This window comes from Xanthomonas sp. 3307 (genome assembly GCF_014199735.1).
Taxonomy (GTDB): Bacteria; Pseudomonadota; Gammaproteobacteria; order Xanthomonadales; family Xanthomonadaceae; genus Xanthomonas_A; species Xanthomonas_A rydalmerensis.
The window spans coordinates 68946-86931 of the sequence record NZ_JACHOG010000009.1 but is presented as its reverse complement, the minus strand read 5'-3'; the positions used below and the strand labels follow the sequence as shown (position 1 = coordinate 86931).

Below are 17986 nucleotides of genomic sequence, written 5' to 3'. Positions count from 1 at the left end.
CCATGACCCTGCGCCCCACCCTGCTTCTCATGCTGTGCCTGCCGCTGGCTGCGCTGACGCTGTCCGGCTGCGACCGCGAGGCCGCGCCGTCCGCCGATGCGCCGCGCGCGGTCAAGCTGGAAACCGTCGGCAGCGACGCCGCGCATGACAGCACCCGCTACCTCGCCCAGGTGCGCCAGCAACAACGTGCCGATCTCGGCTTCGAAGGCGGCGGCCGCATCGCCACCATCGCCGTGGACGTGGGCGACCGCGTGCACGCCGGACAGGTGCTCGCGCGCCTGGATCCGGAGCCGAACCGCCTGCGCCTGCAGCAGGCCGAGGCCGGCGTCGGCATCGCCGCGGCCGACCTGCAGCAGCAACAGACCCAGCTCGCCCAGCAGCAGGCCATGTTCGACGACGGCGCCGCCTCCGCCGCGACCCTGACCGCCGCCAAGAGCGCCTTCGCCGCGGCGCAGGCGCGGGTCCGCAGCGCACAGTCGGACCTGGCGCTGGCGCGCCGCGCGGTGCGCCAGTCGGAACTGCGTGCGCCGTTCGACGGCAGTGTGGTGGCGCGGCTGCAGCAGCCCGACACCTTGGTCAGCGCCGGCCAGCCGGTGCTGCAACTGGACGGCGCGGATCGCGCGCAGGTGCTGGCGACGCTGCCGGCCGATCGCGCGGCAGCGCTGCAACCCGGCCAGCGCGTCCTCGCCTACCGCAGCAGCGCGCCGCAGCAGGGATTGCCGCTAAGCCTGCGCAGCGTGTCCGAACGCGTGGACGGCGGCGCCACCGTGCAGGCGCTGTTCGACAGCACAGGCACCGATGCCGCGCAGCCGCGCAGCGGCGAATCGCTGCTGCTGGCCCTGCCCGACAGCGCCGCCAATCAGGCGCCGAGCGTGCCGTTGAGCGCGCTGATCCCGAGCATGGCCGATGGCCAGACCATGGTGTTCGTGTACCGCCAGGACAGCGGCAGCGTACGCCGCCGCCAGGTCGTCGCTGGGCACGCCGATGGCGGCCGCGTGCAGATCCTGCGCGGCCTAGCCGCGGGCGAACGCATCGTCGCCGCCGGCGCCGCCTTCCTCCACGACGGCCAGCACGTCGTGCCGTTCCGTCCCACCACCCGCCTCGGCACCACCTCGCCATGAACCTGACCCGCGCCACCCTGCAGTCCAGCCGCCTGGCGCTGTTCAGCGCCGCCCTGATCCTGATCGGCGGCATCGTCACCTTCCTCGGCTTTCCGTCGCAGGAGGAACCCAGCGTGACCGTGCGCGATGCGATCGTGCAGGTCGGCTTCCCCGGCATGCCCAGCGAACGCGTGGAAAACCTGCTCGCGCGCCCGCTGGAGGAACGGCTGCGCGAGGTCAGCGGTCTGAAGAAGATCGTCACCACCATCCATCCCGGCAGCGCCATCGTGCAGGTCACCGCGCAGGACAGCGTCAAGGACCTGCCGGCACTGTGGCAGCGTGTGCGCAGCAAGGCCGCCGAAGCCGGCGCCGAGCTGCCCTCGGGCACGCAGGGGCCGCTGGTGGACGACGACTTCGGCCGCGTCGCCATCGCCTCGATCGCGGTCACCGCACCCGGCTTCAACACCGCCGAGATGCTCGGGCCACTGCGGCAGATGCGCGCGCAACTGTACACCGTGCCGGGCGTCGAGCGGGTCACCTTCCACGGTCTGCAGGACGAGCGCGTCTATGTCGCCTTCGACCGCACCAAACTGGGCGAGGCTGGTCTCACCCCGGCCACGGTCGCGCAGCAACTGCGCGCGCAGAACGTGGTCGCCGGTGGCGGCCTGGTCGCCGCGTCGGGCATGGCGATGACCGTGACCACCTCCGGCGAAGTGCGCGACCTGGACGACTTGCGCAATACCCCGATCGCCACGCAGGGCGCCGACGGCCCGCGGCAGATTCCGCTGTCGCAACTGGCGCGGATCGAGCTGATGCCGGTGGATCCGCCGGAGGCCGGCGCCATCTACCAGGGCCAGCCGGCGGTGGTGGTGGCGGTGTCGATGGCCCCGGGCAACAACGTCGCCGAGGTCGGCAAGGCGCTGCGACGCACCCTGGGCGAGACCGCCAAGGCGCTGCCGGTGGGCTTCGCGCAGCACGTGGTCACCTTCCAGGCCGACGTGGTCGAGCGCGAGATGGGCAAGATGCACCACGTCATGGGCGAGACCATCGTCATCGTGATGGCGGTGGTGATGCTGTTCCTCGGCTGGCGCACCGGCCTGATCGTCGGCGCGATCGTGCCGCTGACCATCCTCGGCGCGCTGATCGCGATGCGGGCGCTGAACGTGGAACTGCAGACCGTGTCCATCGCCGCGATCATCCTGGCGCTGGGCCTGCTGGTGGACAACGGCATCGTCATCGCCGAGGACATCGAGCGGCGCCTTGCCGCCGGCGAGGAACGTCGCGCCGCCTGCGAGGCCGCCGGCCGCAGCCTGGCGATCCCGCTGCTGACCTCCTCGCTGGTGATCGTGCTGGCGTTCTCGCCGTTCTTCTTCGGCCAGACCAGCACCAACGAATACATGCGCTCGCTGGCGATCGTGCTGGCGGTGACCCTGCTCGGCTCGTGGCTGCTCAGCATCACCATCACCCCGCTGCTGTGCATGTACTTCGCCCGCGCGCATGCCGCGCCCGGCCACGGCGATACCTATACGTCCAGACCGTATCGCCTGTACCGGCGCGCGATCGAGGCGCTGCTGGCGCACAAGGCGCTGTTCCTGGGCAGCATGCTGGCGCTCCTTGCGCTGGCGGTGACGGTGCTGGTCTCGGTGCCGTACAGCTTCCTGCCCAAGTCCGACCGCCTGCAGTTCCAGATGCCGGTGACCCTGCAACCGGGCAGCGATGCGCGCGAGACCCTGCGCACCGTGCAGTCGATCAGCCAGTGGCTGGCCGACCGCCGGCAGAACCCGCAGATCGTCGACAGCATCGGCTACGTCGCCGACGGCGGCCCGCGCATCGTGCTCGGACTGAACCCGCCGCTGCCGGCGGCCAACATCGCCTACTTCACCGTCAGCGTGCGGCCAGGCAGCGACATCGACACGCTGATCGCCAAGGTGCGCACCCACCTGCGCCGGGCCTACCCGGCGGTGCGCGCCGAGCCCAAGCGATTCTCCCTGGGCTCGACCGAATCCGGCGTGGCGATCTACCGGGTGATCGGCCCGGACGAGGCGCAACTGCGCCGCCTCGCCGCAGGCATCGCCGACGCCTTGCGCGCCCTGCCCGGCACGCTCGACGTCAGCGACGACTGGGACAGCCGCATTCCGCGCTACGTGGTGCAGGTGGACCAGGCCAAGGCACGCCGCGCCGGCGTCGCCAGCGAGGACATCGCCCAGGCGCTGCAGCTGCGCTACGGCGGCGTGGACGCCTCGGTGATCCACGACGATGGCACTAACGTGCCGATCGTGTTGCGCGGCGACAGCGCCCAGGGTGCGCGCGGCAGCAATCCCGGCAACACGCCGATCTACCCGTCCTCCGGCGCCGCGCCGCTGCCGCTGGCGGCGATCGCCGACATCCAGTTGCGTTCGGAACCCTCGACGATCCAGCGCCGCAACCTGAGCCGCGCCATCACCATCACCGGCCGCAACCCGGACCTGACCACCGACCAGGTGGTGGACGCACTGGCCGACAAGGTCGCGGCACTGCGCCTGCCGCCGGGTTACCGCATCGAGATGGGCGGCGAACTGGAGGACGCCGCCGAAGCCAACCAGGCGCTGCTGCAATACATGCCGCATGCGCTGGGCGCGATCCTGCTGCTGTTCGTGTGGCAGTTCAATTCGTTCCGCAAGCTGTTCATCGTGGTCGCCAGCATTCCGTTCGTGCTGATCGGCGCCACCCTCGCCCTGCTGGTCACCGGCTACCCGTTCGGTTTCATGGCCACCTTCGGCCTGCTCGCGCTGGCCGGCATCATCGTCAACAACGCGGTGCTGCTGCTGGAGCGGATCGAAGCCGAACTGGCCGATGGCCTGCCCCGGCACGAGGCGGTGATCGCCGCGGCGGTCAAGCGCCTGCGCCCGATCGTGATGACCAAGCTGACCTGCATCGTCGGCCTGATCCCGCTGATGCTGTTCGCCGGCCCGCTGTGGACCGGCATGGCCATCACCATGATCGGCGGCCTGGCCCTGGGCACGCTGGTGACCCTGGGCGTGATCCCGGTGCTGTACGACTTGCTGTTCGCGCGCCGTGCCGGCATGCCGGCGAAGGCCGCGGCATGAGGCGGCAGCGCTGGCACCGCGGAATCTCGACTTGCGCGGTGCTGGGACTGGCGCTGTGCGCCGGCGGTTGCGCCAGCGTCACCGTGCAGCGCGTGGATGCGGCGCGCTACATCCAGGCCAAGCGCGGCGACGCGCTGAGCGCCGCTCGCCCCAGCGACGCCGCCCTGCAGACGCTGAACGTCGCCGGGCTCGACGTGGCAAGCTGCATGGCAAAAGTGCCGCCCTGCATCGACCAGTTGCTCGGCAATGCCGACATGGACCAGGAACGCGTCCTGGCAACGGCAGCGGAACTGTCGCTCCTGGCCGCGCAGCGTGCCGCAAGACAACAACCGGACAGCGATGCCACGCTGGCGGCCTGGCTGCAGACCGCGCGCTACGCCTACCTGTTCTTCAGTGGACGCACGCCCAGCGACCGCGCCTTCGAGGAACGCCAGACCCAAGTGCGCGACTACTACAACTATGCCGTGCAGCAGGCCGTGACCGCCTTGTTCGCACGCTACCGACAGCATCCGCCCGCCACGCACGACGCCGACGCGCAGATCGCCGCCCTGCCCGACTGGACGGTGACGCTGGATGCCAGCGTGGGCAGCCCGCAGGACATGCCAATGCCCGAGGCGGTGCTAGCGGCCAGCGGCCTGCGCTTCGACGGATTGCGCAGCGTGTATCGGCGAGACGGCTTCGGGGCGGAAATGGTCGCGGTCCTGCCGCAGCCGGCGGGCGCCACGCGCGACGCCGATGCCACGCCCGCCTACAGCGACATGCCCACGCCCAACCTCACGGTGTTGCTGCGCTTCGACGGCCGCAGCCTCAGGGAGGTGCTGGCCAGCCACACCGCGCACGTGGAGGTCCACGACCCCTCGGTCAGCGAGCGGGTGGCAATGGGCGGTGTCGACGTGCCGCTGGCGGCCAACTTCAGTGCCGGCTATGGCGTGTGGATGGCGCGCGCCGGCTTCGCCGCGCAATCGCTGCGCACCCTGCTCGGCCTGGGGCACGGCATCGACCGGCCGCATGTGTTCCTGACCCAGCCCTACGATCCGAACCGGCGCGTGCTGGTGCTGCTGCACGGGCTGGCCAGCAGCCCGGAGGCCTGGGTGAACCTGGCCAACGACCTGCTCGGCGATCCGCAGGTCCGCGCGCGCTACCAGATCTGGCTGGTGTACTACCCGACCAACCTGCCGATCCCCTACACCCACCTGCAGGTTCGCATGGCGCTGCAGCAGACACTGGATCAGCTCGATCCGCAACGCCGCAGCGTGTCCGCACACGACATGGTGCTGATCGGACACAGCATGGGCGGCGTGCTGGCGCGCTTGATGGTGTCTTCCAGCAGCGGCGAGCGCCTGTGGCGAACCTTGTTCGACGAAACGAAGCTGGATCCGCAGGCACGTCAGGCGCTGCAGGACAGGCTCGGACAGATGCTGCATTTCGCGCCGATGCCGGAAGTGTCGGAGGCGATCTTCCTGGCCACGCCGCAGCGCGGCACGCCCGAGGCCGCCGGCACCGTCGGCGAACTGGCGCGCGCCGTGATCGGCCTGCCCCGGCGCGTCCTCGATCAGTTCAAGGACATCGCCGGCAAGGACAGGCTCGGCGCACTGCCCAACAGCATCGACAGCCTCAGCGACCGCGATCCCTTCATCCTCGCCGCGGCGCAGTTGCCGATCTCGCCGCAGGTGACCTACCACTCCATCATCGGGCAGGAGGATCCGCGCGTGCCGCTGGCGCAGTCCAGCGACGGCATCGTGCCGTACTGGAGTGCCCACCTGCCCGGCGCCGCCTCGGAAACGGTGATCGTCTCCGGGCACAGCGTGCAACGCACGCCGCAGGCGATCCTGCAGATCCGCCGGCTGCTGCACTGAACGGGCGTCAGCCCCTCTCCCCTCGGGGGAGGGGTTGCGGTGAGGGTACGGAGCGCAGCGACGCGCGGTCGGAATGCAAATGACGTATGTGCTGACGGCTGGAATGCTATGCGCGGCCGTACCCTCATCCGCCCCTGCGGGGCACCTTCTCCCGAAGGGAGAAGGGAGAAGCAAAGCCCCTCTCCCCTCGGGAGAGGGGTTGGGGTGAGGGTACGGGCGCAGCCACGCACACCATGGATGCAAGCAGGCACTCAGAAGAAAGCCATTGTTCGAAGATGCAAGCAATCCACCGCTTGAAGCACACGCCCTGCGGCGCTCTTCCGTTCACCGCCCACGCCCACAACACCCATAAAAAAACACCCGGCAATGCCGGGTGTTTTCGAAAAATGGCGTCCCCACGGGGATTCGAACCCCGGTCGCCACCGTGAAAGGGTGATGTCCTAGGCCTCTAGACGATGGGGACGCGGATAACGATGTTGCTTTGCGGACGGCCTATGTCCGAAAAGTTGGTGGAGCCAGCCGGGATCGAACCGGCGACCTCTTGCATGCCATGCAAGCGCTCTCCCAGCTGAGCTATGGCCCCACGTGTACTGGCAGAAGCGGAATCATACCCGACTTTCTTCCGATGTACAAACCCCGCACTCAACATGTTCGGCAGAGCCGAACCCGGATGCGCGCGAGGAATTCCTGCGAAAATGGCGTCCCCACGGGGATTCGAACCCCGGTCGCCACCGTGAAAGGGTGATGTCCTAGGCCTCTAGACGATGGGGACGCTGTGTAACGGTGTCGCCTTTGCGGACGGCCTATGTCCGAAAAGTTGGTGGAGCCAGCCGGGATCGAACCGGCGACCTCTTGCATGCCATGCAAGCGCTCTCCCAGCTGAGCTATGGCCCCACGTGCTGCGAGGAGCGGAATATTAACGATCGTGATCGGCACACGCAAGCGTTTTTTTGCGGAACGTTCGCGACATCGCAAAGGCCATCGCCACGCCCTCTGGAATCGACTCGCGCCCCTGCTTTGCGCAGGGCGCACGGCTCACGCCAAGCCATTGCTGCGAGCTGCGTCTGGCGCGGTGCGTAGCGCAGAATCGCGCTGCGCCCGCGTCGCCACCGGTCGCCCGCGATTGCCGATATCGGCACAACGCAAAGGGCGTGCGTGGCAAGCGCGCGGCAAGGGGGTTGCAACGGCGCACCACACATATAGGACGCACCGCAGGTGCAGAGAGCGGCTCACACCACCACAGCCTCCGCCATGTCCTCACCTGCCCGGCCCCGACAACAGCAAGAACGGATCGCTAGCGGCGCGGGCGAACAGTCGGCTATACTCCGCGGCCGCGCCGAAGTGGCGGAATCGGTAGACGCAGCGGACTCAAAATCCGCCGCCCTTAAAAGCGTGTGGGTTCGAGTCCCACCTTCGGCACCAGGACTGACGGCAGCTTCGGCTGCCGTTTGTTTTTTGCGCGATCACCACAGCGCATTGACGGCGATCACAGGTAAACGCTTCATTTTCCTGTCGTCGTTTGTCTAGGCGGCGGCCGTGACGGTCCCGTTATACTTTCCGTTCCCAAACCTTAACGAGCAAGCGATGTCGGCATTGCGGGGCCTGCGTATCCTGGTGGTCGAGAACGACGAGATGAACGCCACGCTGCTCGAGCTGCAGCTTGCCCAGGCCGGTGCCGAGGTGGTTGGCGTCGCCGCCTCCGTGCAGCAGGCCCTTGCCCTGCTCGACAGCGAACGCCCGGACCGGGCCGTGCTGGACTTCCGCCTCTCGGCCGGCGAGACCAGCGAGCCGGTGGCGCGGGCGCTGAGCGAACGCGGCACCCCCTTCGTGCTCGCCACCGGGGTGGCGGCCGACGCCCTGCCTCCCGCCTTTACCGCCGGCGTGGTGCTCACCAAGCCCTACCTGTCCGAGCAGCTGATCAAGGCATTGCAGGACGCTCACGCCAAGACGACCGCAGGCCCCTGAGAATCCTCGGCAGTAAGCCCGCCGCCTGGCGGGGACGATTCGAGGGACTCAGCCATCAACGCCCAGGACTGTTCGCCGCCTCCTGTCCGGTTTCCCGCCGGCAGCGCCACGGGCGCCTTGCTGCGCGCCATCGATTGGCATGAGCACGAACTGGGCCCGATGGAGCAGTGGCCGCGGAGCCTGCTCACCGCGCTGTCGATCTGCCTGAACTCGCGGTTCCCGATGGCGGTGCGCTGGGGCGAGCGCCAGTTCAACCTCTACAACGACGCCTACGTGCCGATCCTCGGGCTGCGGCATCCGCAGGGCTTCGCCCGGCCGATGGAAGAGGTGTGGCCGGACGTGTGGCCGGAGGTCCGGGTGCAGGCAGACCAGGTGATGGCCAGCGGCGAATCGACCTGGAACGAACATATCCCGCTGAAGATGATGCGCAACGGCTACAGCGAGCAGGTGTACTTCACCTTCTCCTACAGCCCGCTGTTCGACGACGAGGGCCGCATCGCCGGCGTGCTGTGCGTGTGCACCGAGGACACCGCACGGATCACCCTGGCCCGCGAACGCGACACGCTGCTGAAGGCGCTGGACGCGCAACGCGCGCAGATGGCCGACGCGTTCGAGCAGTCGCCGGCGGCGCTGGCGATCCTGCGCGGCCCGGACTACGTGATCGAGACCGTCAACCGGCGCTACCAGCAATTGATCGGACCACGCGACGTGGTCGGCCGGCCACTGACCGAGGCCATTCCCGAAATCCAGCAGCAGGGCGTCATCGGCCTGCTCGACAACGTCCGCACCAGCGGCGAGGCGTTCATCGACGAGTCGATGACCTTCCACCTGTGCCGCAGCCCGCACGAAGCGACCTCGGAAACCACGCTGGAATGCGTGTACCAGCCGATGCACGACACCGAGGGCCGGGTCAGCGGGATCCTGGTGCACGGCATCGACCGCACCGAGCAGGCGCGCGCGCAGGCGCACGACAGCTTCCTGCTGATGCTCGAGGACACCCTGCAGAACCTGCACAGCACCGAAGCCATCTGCGAGACCGGTGCCGCCCTGCTCGGCCAGCACCTGGGCGCCAACCGCTGCGCCTACGCGATCGTCGAGGCCGATGAGGACGTGTTCGACGTGCGCGCCGACTATGTCGACGGCGCCTCGCACCTGACCGGGCGCTCGCGCTTCAGCGACTTCGGCAGCGATCTGCTGGAGTGCATGCGCGAAAGCCGCCCATGGGTGGTACAGGATACCGAGACCCACCAGCCGCCGATGCGCCTGGACGATCCCAACTACCGCCGGCTGGGCATGCGCGCGGTGCTCACCGCGCCGCTGCACAAGGCCGGCCGCCTGGTCGCGGCGATCGGCGTGCACCAGACCCATCCGCGGGTGTGGACCTCGGCCGAGATCGAGTTGGTGCGGCTGGTCGCAGCGCGCTGCTGGGAGTCGATGGAGCGCGCGAGCGCGCAAAGTGAACTGGCCAGCAGTGCCGCACGCCTGAGCGAGCTGGCCGATGCGATGCCGCAGATCGTGTTCACCTCCACGTCGGATGGGCATGTCGACTACTTCAACCGGCGCTGGTACGAGTACACCGGGCTACCGGTCGGCGAGGCCGGCTACGACAGCTGGCGCAAGGTGCACACCGACGAAGGCCTGGCGCGGGTGATGGAGGTGTGGCCGGAGGCGCTGCGCAGCGGCAAACCGTACGAAATCGAGTATCCGCTGCGTCGCCACGATGGCGAGTACCGCTGGCACCTCGGCCGCGCCCTGCCGATCCGCGACGACAGCGGCCGCATCGTGCGCTGGATCGGCACCAACACCGACATCCACGACCGCCGCCTGGTCGAGCAACGCCTGCAGGAAAGCGAACTGCGCTTCCGTCAGCTGTGCGACAACGCGCCGGTCATGATCTGGATGTCCAATGCCGATGGCGACTGCGAATACATCAGCCGCCAGTGGTATCTGTTCACCGGGCAGAGCGAGCAGGAAGCGCTGGGCAGCGGCTGGCAGGAAATGATCCATGCCGACGACCTGGCCACGGTGGGCCGTACCCTGGCGCGCGCCTGCGCGGATCGTCGCGCCTACACCGTGGAGTACCGCCTGCGCCGCCACGACGGGGAATACCGCTGGTGCGTGGACACCGCCACACCGCGCTTCAGCTCGTCGGGCCAGTTCCTCGGCTTCATCGGCTCGCTGCTGGACATCGCCGAGCGCAAGCGCATCGAGAACGCCACCGCCGCCGAGCGTGCGGCGCTGGAGATGATCACCACCGGCAAGCCCCTGAACGCCGTGCTGGAGTCGATCGCGCGCGGCATCGAGTCGCAGAGCGACGTCGGCCTGCGCTGCACCATCATGCTGGTCGACGAGCACCGCCAGTGCCTGCTGGAAGGGGCCGCGCCAAGCATGCCGCAAGGCTTCCGCAAGGCCGTGCAGCGCTTGCCGATCGGTCCCAACACCGGTTGCTGCGGACGCGCCGCCTACCTGCGCCGGCAAGTGCTGTGCAGCGACGTGCGGGTCAATCCGCATTGGCAGGACTATCTGGCCGTGGCCATGGAAGCGGACATCATCGCCTGCTGCTCGACGCCGATCCTGGCCAGCGACGGCGAAGTGCTGGGCGTGGTCGCGCTGTACCACCCGTTCGTGCACTACCCCAACCCGCACGAACAGGACCTGGCACGCTCGGCCTCGCACCTGGCCGGCATCATCATCGAGCGCCGCGGCACCGACCTGCGCCTGCAGCAGCTGCTCGCCGCCGAGCAGAGCGCACGCAGCGAGGCCGAGCGCGCCAGTCGCATGAAGGACGAATTCCTGGCCACGCTCAGCCACGAACTGCGCACGCCGCTCAACGCGATCCTGGGCTGGTCGCGGTTGATGCAGGACGAGGCGGTACGCGAGAAGGATCTGGGCAAGGGTCTGGAGGTGATCGAACGCAGCGCCCATTCGCAGGCGCAGATCATCGACGACCTGCTGGACATGAGTGCGATTCTGTCCGGCAAGGTGCACCTGGAGCCCAACGACCTGGACCTGCGCGCACTGCTCGGCGAGACCATCGATGCGGCGCGCCCCGGCGCGCAGAACAAGGGTGTCGACATCGTCCTGGTCGCCGACGAGGCCACCGCCCTGCCCTATCTGGGCGATCCGGTGCGGCTGCAGCAGGTGCTGACCAATCTGATCGGCAATGCGATCAAGTTCACCCCCAGCGCCGGCACGGTCACGGTGACCCTGGACAGCACCAGCACCCATGTGCGCATCGCCGTCAGCGATACCGGCATCGGCATCGACCCGGCGTTCCTGCCGCATGTGTTCGACCGCTTCCGCCAGGCCGATGCGAGCAGCACGCGCAGCGCCGGCGGTCTCGGCCTGGGCCTGGCGATCGCCAAGCAACTGGCCGAACTGCACCAGGGACAGTTGTCGGTCAGCAGCGATGGCGTCGGCCTCGGCGCGACCTTCACCCTGCTGCTGCCGCGCAACGATCTGCAAAGCCTCGATCCGATCCGCCGCGACGACGCGGCGCTGTCCGGCGGCGCGCTGCGCCGCGGCGGCATTCGCCTGGACGGCGTGCGCGTGCTGGTGGTGGACGACGACATGGATTCGCGCGGCGTCACCCAGCGCTTCCTGCAGGAGGCCGGCGCCGTGGTCGAGACCGCGGTCTGCGCCGACGATGCCGAGGCGCTGCTGCGCGAGCGGCCGTATGCGCTGCTGGTCAGCGACGTCGGCATGCCGCGCCGCGACGGCCACAGCCTGATCCGCAGCGTCCGCAGCCGCGGTGCCGGTGCGGCCAGCCGCATCCCGGCCATTGCCCTGACCGCCTATGTGCGTGGCGAGGATCGTGCGCTGGCCCTGGAGGCCGGTTTCGATGCGCACCTGGGCAAGCCGGTGGATCCGGTCAAGCTGCTCGGGCTGGCCGCTTCACTGGTGGCGCCGCCACCGGCCACGCTCGCGCCGGACCAGAGCCCGCACGCCGAACCGGCCTGATCAGGCCGGTTCGGCGCATTGCGCGACCGCAGCGGGCGATCGCGACTGCAACGGCCGGCGCAGGCGCGCCGGCGCTTCTCCTCTTCTGGAACGTCAGCCGCGCTTGGCGCGGGCGAACGCGTCGGCCAGCGCGCTGTTGACCGGCGCCGCCGCCGCGGCCGGACGCGGCTTGGCGTTGCCGCCGCCCGGGTTGCCGCGCCCGTCGCGCTCGCGCCGCGGCGGGCCGCCGGCATTCCGCGCACCGCTGTCGCGGTCGGCGGGACGCGCCGGTGCCGGCGTGTCGTCCAGGCGCCGGGTCAGCGCGATGCGCTTGCGCGCCACGTCCACCTCCAGCACCTTGACCTTGACGATGTCGCCGGCCTTGACCACGTCGCGCGGATCCTTGACGTAGCTGTCCGAGAGCGCGGAGATGTGCACCAGACCGTCCTGGTGCACGCCGATGTCGACGAACGCGCCGAAGGCGGCGACGTTGCTGACCACGCCTTCCAGCACCATGCCCGGCTTGAGGTCCTTGATGTCCTCCACGCCGTCGGCGAAACGCGCGGCCTTGAACTCCGGGCGCGGATCGCGGCCCGGCTTTTCCAGTTCCTTGAGGATGTCGCGCACGGTCGGCAGGCCGAACTTCTCGTCGGTGAACTGGTCCGGCCTGAGGCCGCGCAGGAAGCCGCCGTCGCCGATCAGCGCCTTGATCGGCTTGCCGGTGGCGCCGACGATGCGCTCCACCACCGGGTAGGCTTCCGGATGCACCGCCGAGGCGTCCAGCGGCTCCTCGCCATCGGCGATGCGCAGGAAGCCGGCGCATTGTTCGAAGGTCTTGTCGCCCAGCCGCGGCACCTTGAGCAGGTCCTTGCGGCGCTTGAACGGGCCGTTGTCGTCGCGGTGGCGCACGATGTTCTCGGCCACGCTCGACGACAGCCCGGACACCCGCGAGAGCAGCGCCGCCGAAGCGGTATTGACGTACACACCGACCGCGTTCACGCAATCCTCCACGCGCGCATCCAGCGCCCGCGCCAGGCGGTACTGGTCGACGTCGTGCTGATACTGGCCCACGCCGATCGCCTTGGGCTCGATCTTGACCAGTTCCGCCAGCGGATCCTGCAGGCGCCGCGCGATCGACACCGCGCCGCGCAGCGACACGTCGAGCTGCGGGAATTCCTTGGCGGCGAACTCGGAGGCCGAGTACACCGAGGCGCCGGCCTCGCTGACCACGATCTTCTCCAGCTTCAGCTGCGGGTTCTGCTTGATCAGGTCCGCGGCCAGCTTGTCGGTCTCGCGGCTGGCGGTACCGTTGCCGATCGCGATCAGCTCGACGCCGTGCTGCGTGCACAGCTGCCGCAGCGTGTGCAGCGACTGGTCCCACTGCCGGCGCGGCTCGTGCGGATAGATGGTGTCGGTGGCCAGCAGCTTGCCGGTGGCGTCGACCACGGCGATCTTGCAGCCGGTGCGGATGCCCGGGTCCAGGCCCAGGGTCACGCGCGGCCCGGCCGGCGCCGCCAGCATCAGGTCCTGCAGGTTGTCGCCGAACACCGCGATCGCCTCGGCCTCGGCCTTTTCGCGCGCCTGGTTGAACAGGTCCAGCAGCAGGTGCATGTGCAGCTTGGCGCGCCAGGTCATGCGACAGGCATCCAGCAGCCAGCGGTCGCCGGAGCGGCCCTGGTTGGCGATGCCGGCACGCAACGCGACGCGGCCTTCGGCGTACTGGTGGCCGGCCTCGGCCTCGCTGCCCGGATCCAGTTCCAGGTACACGATCTCCTCGCGGCGCGCGCGGAACAGCGCCAGCAGCCGGTGCGAAGGAATCTTGGCCAGCGCTTCGGCGTGATCGAAGTAATCGCGGTACTTGGCGCCTTCCTGCTCCTTGCCCTCGGCCACGCGCGCGCGGATGACCCCGACCTCGCCCAGCCAGCTGCGCAGTTCGCCGACCAGCGCGGCGTCCTCGCCCCAACGCTCCATCAGGATCGCGCGCGCGCCTTCCAGCGCGGCCTTGACGTCGGCCACGCCCTTGTCGGCATCGACGAAGCCGGCGGCGAAGGTCTCCGGCACCAGCGTCGGATCGGCCAGCAGGCCGTCGGCCAGCGGCTCCAGCCCGGCCTCGCGGGCGATCTGCGCGCGCGTGCGGCGCTTGGGCTTGTATGGCAGGTACAGATCTTCCAGCCGCGACTTGGTATCGGCGGCGACGATCTCCGCGCGCAACTCGTCGCTGAGCTTGCCCTGCTCGGCGATGCTGGCCAGCACCGCGGCACGGCGCTCTTCCAGTTCGCGCAGATAGGTCAGGCGCACTTCCAGGTTGCGCAACTGGGTGTCGTCCAGCCCGCCGGTCACTTCCTTGCGGTAGCGCGCGATGAACGGGACGCTGGCGCCCTCGTCGAGCAGGGCGATGGCGGCGCGGGCCTGCGCCGGCTGCGCGCCGATCTCGGCGGCGATGGTGTTGGCGATCTGCTGGGCGAGCTGAGTGTCGTGCATTGCGTCCGGCCGAAGCCGCCTTGCGGAAAACCCGCATTTTCGCAGTGCGCGCGCCGCCGGGAAACCCCGTTGACAGGCGCGCGCCGACCTGTCGGTCAGCTCACGCCGTTGGGACCGTCCAACACCATGCGCACCTTGCGGGTGAGCTCCTGGCGGTTATACGGCTTGGCCAGCACCTCGAACTCGTTGCCGCCGGCATCGGTGCGCTCGATCGAGGACTCCGCATAGCCGGTGGTCAGCAGCACCTTGATCTTGGGCCGGCGCCGCCGCGCCTCGCGCGCCAGCATCACGCCGTTGAGGCCGCCCGGCATGATCAGGTCCGAATACAGCAGGTCCACGTGCACGCCGGTGTCGAGCAGTTCCAGCGCCTCGCGGGCGTTGTAGACGACATGCGTGGCATAGCCCTGGTCCTCCAGGAACAGCCGCGCCAGCTCGGCGATGTCCGGCCGGTCCTCGACGATCAGGATGGTCTCGTCGCCCTGGCGGTCGAACGGACGGCGCGTGCGCGAATCGCGCGGCGCCATGTTCTCGACGTTGTCGTCGATCGGGAAGTACAGGCGCACGGTGGTGCCGTGGCCATCCTCCGAATACAGGCGCACCGCGCCGCCGGACTGCTTGGCGAAGCCGTACACCATCGACAGGCCCAGGCCGGTGCCCTTGCCTTCTTCCTTGGTGGTGAAGAACGGATCCAGCACCCGCGTCAGCACCTCCGGCGGCATGCCGCTGCCGTTGTCGGTGATCGACACGCATACATAATGGCCGGGCAGCAGGTTGTCGTAGGTGGTGGGTTCGTCGGCGCGCACCGAGACGTTGCGGGTCTGGATCACCAGGCGCGGCGATGCCTGTTCGGCCATGGCATCGCGGGCATTGATCAGGATGTTCAGCAGCGCCACCTCGGCCTGGGTCGGGTCGATCCGGCAGTTGCGCAGGTCCGGCGCCAGTTCCAGCGAAAACGCGATGCCGTCGCCCAGCGTCCGCTCGGCCACATCGCTCATCCCGGCCACCAGGGTATTGAGGTTGAGCACGCGCCCTTCCAGTTTCTGCTTGCGCGCGAACGCCAACAACTGCTGGGTCAGGCGCGCGGCCTGGCCGGCGGCATCGCGCGCGCGGTCCACGCTCTTGCGCAGCAGCAGCGGATTCAGCGGATCGCTCTCGACCGCATGCTCGATCAGTTCCAGGTACCCGGACATGACCTGCAGCAGGTTGTTGAAGTCGTGGGCGATACCGCCGGTGAGCTGACCCAGCGCTTCCATCTTCTGCGCCTGGCGCAGCGCATCCTCGGCGTCGCGGCGACGGCTGACGTCCAGCTGCGAACCGAAGAAGTACACCAGCTCGCCGCGGTCGTCGTAGACCGGAGAGATGTACAGCGCGTTCCAGAAGCTTGAACCGTCCTTGCGGTAGTTGAGGATCTCCACCGCCACTTCGTCGCTCGAGGTGATCGCATCGCGGATGCTGCGCACCGTTTCCCGGTCGGTGTCCGGTCCCTGCAGGAAACGGCAGTTGTTGCCGATCAGCTCATCGCTGCCATACCCGGTCATCTCCAGGAACGCGCGATTGACGAAGATGATCGGGTTGTCCGGCTGCCGCGGATCGGTGACGATCATGGGCATGCGCGTGGTCTGCACGGCAGCGAAGAAGATATCGCTGCGCTGGTTGGACATGTCGGTGGGAGCGTCAGGGTCGACGGTGGTGTGCGGCGCCGGGCAGTTGCTGATTTCTGGTGCGGGCATGGTCGATGGCAGGTCGATGCGAACCGTCGCTGGCCCGGCTAGACGGGCGGCCACACCGGGGTTCGCACGCCGGCGTCAACGCGAATAATACCTGTGCAGGCGTTCTACCACGATATCGTCCTGCAGCGACTCCAGCGCCATGATCCGCACCTGCCGGTCGCTCAACGCCAGCACGCGCTCGACGTAGATTTCCGGGCCTGCCTCGGTTTCCTTCATGGACTTGCGGAAACCGTAGGGCATCACGCCCTTCTCTCCGTCCTTGCTGCCACCGATATACAGAACGACCGACATGACGCTTTCTCTACAGGGAATTCGTGGAACTGGCGCGCACCATACACAGCGCCATGTGAGGGCCTTCTGCACCGAGGTTAATCGCGGCTGTTTGCCCGAGCATGACGTCCGCCGCGGCTCACGCTGACTTAACCAGGCCTGCGCGTAAGTCGCACATCTTCTCTGTGCCGGGGCGTCATGGATCTCAAGAGCGGTTATCCCTTCTGGTCGGTCCGCAACGGCCTCATGCAGAGTTTCCCGCAGCTACGCGACGACGTGCGCTGCGATGTCGCCGTGGTCGGCGGCGGCATTACCGGCGCGCTGATCGCCGAAGAACTGAGCACGCACGGGCACGCGGTGACGGTGCTGGAGCAGCGCGACATCGGCTGGGGCAGCACCGCCGCCAGCACGGCACTGTTGCAGTACGAGATCGACACCCACCTGATCGACCTGGCCAAGCGCTATGGCGAACCCGCTGCCGCGCTGGCCTATGGCGCCTGCGCGCAAGCATTGGAGCAGCTGCGCGACCTGGTGCGGCCGCTGCGCGATGTCGACTTCGGCTGGAACGACAGCCTGTACTACGCCAGCAAGCGCCGGCACGTGCGGGTGCTACAGGAGGAGCTGGAGGTGCGTGCGCGGCACGGCCTGGACGTGGAATGGTTGGGCGCGCAGGCGCTGGACGCCAACTACGGCATCCAGGCGCACGGCGCGATCCTCAGTCACCAGGCCGCGCGAGTGGATCCGTACCGCCTTACCTATCGCCTGCTCGGCCGCGCGTTCCGGCGCGGGGTTGGCGTCTACGACCGCACCCGCATCGCACGGATCCAGGTCAATGGCCGAGGCGTGACCCTGCACACCGACCAGGGCGCGCAGGTGCGCGCCGGCCACGTGGTGATGGCCGCCGGCTACGCCAATCAGCATTGGCTGGACCAGCGCGTGGCGCGCAACCGCAGCAGCTACGCCTTCGTCAGCGACCCGCTGGAACCCTCCGTTCTCGGCCCGCTGCGCGACACCATGATCTGGGAAAGCGCGCGGCCGTACCTGTACCTGCGCAGCACCGGCAACGGCCGCGTCGTCGCCGGCGGCGAGGACGACAGCGTGGATGTGCCGGCGCGCCGCGACGCGCGCGTCGACAGCAAGGCGCGCACGCTGTCGCGCAAGATCGCCAAGGTAATGCCTGGGCTCAAGCTGCAGCCGACCTTCGCCTGGGCCGGCACCTTCGCCGAGACCGAGGACGGCCTGCCGTTCTTCGGCCCGCACCCGCAGCACGGCCCGCGCGTACAGTTCGCGATGGCCTACGGCGGCAACGGCATCACCTACAGCATGATCGGCGCCGGCCTGCTGCGCGCGCAGATCGAGCGGCATGCGCATCCGCTCAAGCGCCTGTTCGGCTTCTCCCGGCTCGACTGACCCGAGCCGCTACAAGCGCCACTGGTACCTCCGTAGGAGCGGCTTCAGCCGCGACGGGCTTTCCCGGGAACGCCCCCTGTCGCGGCTGAAGCCGCTCCTACGCGATAACGTCGTGCATGGCGAACGCAGCGGTTTGCTGGCGCCACGCA

9 protein-coding genes and 5 tRNA genes are annotated in these 17986 nt (G+C 68.8%); 7 read left to right on the top strand and 7 right to left on the bottom strand.

Annotated elements, in window-relative coordinates; all coding sequences use genetic code 11:
• Positions 1-2: 2 nt before the first annotated feature.
• From GGR64_RS18180 to GGR64_RS18170, 3 genes are read left to right on the top strand one after another with little or no spacing between them, the layout of a single operon-like run.
• Positions 3-1121: an efflux RND transporter periplasmic adaptor subunit gene (locus GGR64_RS18180; protein ID WP_184647576.1), complete on the top strand. Its 1119-nt coding sequence runs from the start codon at positions 3-5 to the stop codon at positions 1119-1121.
• Positions 1118-4186: an efflux RND transporter permease subunit gene (locus tag GGR64_RS18175; protein WP_184647574.1), complete on the top strand. Its 3069-nt coding sequence runs from the start codon at positions 1118-1120 to the stop codon at positions 4184-4186. The genes GGR64_RS18180 and GGR64_RS18175 overlap by 4 nt, the downstream gene beginning before the upstream one ends.
• A gap of 38 nt (positions 4187-4224) precedes the next feature.
• Positions 4225-6042 (top strand): alpha/beta fold hydrolase, encoded by a 1818-nt coding sequence (locus tag GGR64_RS18170; RefSeq protein ID WP_326520375.1) that lies wholly within the window; start codon positions 4225-4227, stop codon positions 6040-6042.
• Positions 6043-6429: 387 nt separating this feature from the next.
• Here the strand turns inward: GGR64_RS18170 and GGR64_RS18165 are convergent.
• The 4 genes from GGR64_RS18165 to GGR64_RS18150 form a co-directional block, all read right to left on the bottom strand.
• Positions 6430-6505, bottom strand: a tRNA-Glu gene (locus GGR64_RS18165).
• A 44-nt stretch (positions 6506-6549) separates the two neighbouring features.
• Positions 6550-6625: transfer RNA gene (locus tag GGR64_RS18160), tRNA-Ala, on the bottom strand.
• A 113-nt stretch (positions 6626-6738) separates the two neighbouring features.
• Positions 6739-6814, bottom strand: a tRNA-Glu gene (locus tag GGR64_RS18155).
• 46 nt (positions 6815-6860) lie between these two features.
• Positions 6861-6936: transfer RNA gene (locus GGR64_RS18150), tRNA-Ala, on the bottom strand.
• A 441-nt stretch (positions 6937-7377) separates the two neighbouring features.
• Between GGR64_RS18150 and GGR64_RS18145 the strand changes: the two genes are divergently transcribed.
• The 3 genes from GGR64_RS18145 (at position 7378) to GGR64_RS18135 (ending at position 11967) form a co-directional block, all read left to right on the top strand.
• Positions 7378-7464, top strand: a tRNA-Leu gene (locus tag GGR64_RS18145).
• A 162-nt stretch (positions 7465-7626) separates the two neighbouring features.
• Positions 7627-8007, top strand: coding sequence for a response regulator (locus tag GGR64_RS18140; protein ID WP_160967995.1), 381 nt, complete (start codon positions 7627-7629; stop codon positions 8005-8007).
• Positions 8008-8166: 159 nt separating this feature from the next.
• Entirely contained in the window at positions 8167-11967 is a 3801-nt protein-coding gene (locus tag GGR64_RS18135) for a PAS domain-containing protein (RefSeq protein WP_260303462.1), read from the top strand.
• A 93-nt stretch (positions 11968-12060) separates the two neighbouring features.
• Here the strand turns inward: GGR64_RS18135 and GGR64_RS18130 are convergent, their stop codons facing one another.
• From GGR64_RS18130 to GGR64_RS18120, 3 genes are all read right to left on the bottom strand, one after another.
• A complete protein-coding gene (locus GGR64_RS18130; RefSeq protein WP_184647568.1) occupies positions 12061-14427 on the bottom strand; it encodes a Tex family protein in 2367 nt (788 codons plus the stop codon).
• Positions 14428-14522: 95 nt separating this feature from the next.
• Positions 14523-16088: a hybrid sensor histidine kinase/response regulator gene (locus GGR64_RS18125; RefSeq protein WP_237475364.1), complete on the bottom strand. Its 1566-nt coding sequence runs from the start codon at positions 16086-16088 to the stop codon at positions 14523-14525.
• 144 nt (positions 16089-16232) lie between these two features.
• On the bottom strand, positions 16233-16448 hold the full coding sequence (locus GGR64_RS18120) for a hypothetical protein (protein WP_010342968.1): 216 nt from the start codon (positions 16446-16448) through the stop codon (positions 16233-16235).
• A gap of 177 nt (positions 16449-16625) precedes the next feature.
• On the opposite strand from GGR64_RS18120, the gene GGR64_RS18115 reads away from it, so the two are divergent.
• Entirely contained in the window at positions 16626-17837 is a 1212-nt protein-coding gene (locus GGR64_RS18115) for an FAD-dependent oxidoreductase (protein ID WP_184647566.1), read from the top strand.
• Positions 17838-17986: the final 149 nt, after the last annotated feature.